Raw genomic sequence first — 1,147 nt, 5'->3', positions numbered from 1 at the left:
CCCGTTGGGGCGTGCTCCGTACTTTTCCGGAGCATTGCATGAGCATGCAAATTAATACTGCTGAACTCGGCACCTTGTCGCCCGAAGCTGCCAATCAGAAGCAGTGTTTCACAGACCTTGAACAGTTCATCAAGATCTCTGCTGACTCGATCGGCGAGTTGCGCAAGGTGGATGTGTATCGCGTCATCAGTTCGGTACGGTCAGGCAACGTAGACGGCGTAACGAGACGCGATTTGGCCACTTATATCGCGGCGAAGCGCCACGATCTCGTCGCCGAAGTCACGGATGTCATGCAGGAGGATTTTCCTCAAGATGACTGGGCGGCAGATTGTGTCGCGGGTCGGAAAATGGTGCCCACGCCAGATGATGTCCATCGTGTGTGGCTTGCTAACCTGAAAGAAGGCGATCGCGTCGAGGTTCCGTATTCCTTGGCAAAGGAAGACATTAAACTCATGACGGTGTTTGAGAACGACGGCGCGTATGGATTCGCTTGCTGCCAGACGGGTTCAGCAAAGGGATAGACAACACGGTCCTTGTAGACGCCGTCAGCGGCGTACTGCATTACGCGTCAGTTCGGATCGGACCGCCAGGAACAACGAATGGAAAAATCCTGTCGGTTTCGGCCGAGGTGGATCAGCAGCACGGTTCGCCGTCGCCCAGCATGTAATCGATCAACCTGAAAACCCGCCCGCCGCGTGTCCCCCAACGGGACCTTCGGCGGGCTTTTTATTTGTCCGCGGCGCGCAAAGTATCCGATGCAGGTACCGACCATACACAAGGCATTCGTCGGGTGGTGGTTGATGCGCCGGATATAGCGATGGCGATTCCGCGTTTTCGCTTTCGGAGGCGAGCCCCATCGACGGTTGGTGATCGGCTTTGGTAGAGCATCAAGCCTCGGTCGATAGACACCACAATTTCAGCATCTTTTCACAGGAGCGGGCCCCAGCGGTGGGCTTACTCTAAGGAAATTCACCGCGCCACAGGCGCATCGACTGGTCCGGCAACGGACCTTTTTCATTTTGTCCCTCTGGGAGCTTTCTCCCACGGGGAGGGCTCTCGTTCAACTGGAGCCTTCATGAAGAGCATCCGTCACACACCGCGCTACCGCGCCCGTTCTTGGGAACATGTCCGCCGGGCATGCATGAGA

At 56.6% G+C, this 1,147-nt stretch carries 1 pseudogene; it reads left to right on the top strand.

The window, feature by feature from the left end:
• Window positions 1–521, top strand: a pseudogene (locus P0D89_RS53195) (hypothetical protein); the annotation flags it as partial.
• Between the last annotated feature and the right edge of the window lie 626 nt (window positions 522–1,147).

This window comes from Paraburkholderia sp. RL18-085-BIA-A, assembly GCF_046027075.1.
Classification (GTDB): domain Bacteria; phylum Pseudomonadota; class Gammaproteobacteria; order Burkholderiales; family Burkholderiaceae; genus Paraburkholderia.
This window is presented reverse-complemented; position numbering and strand designations above follow the sequence as displayed.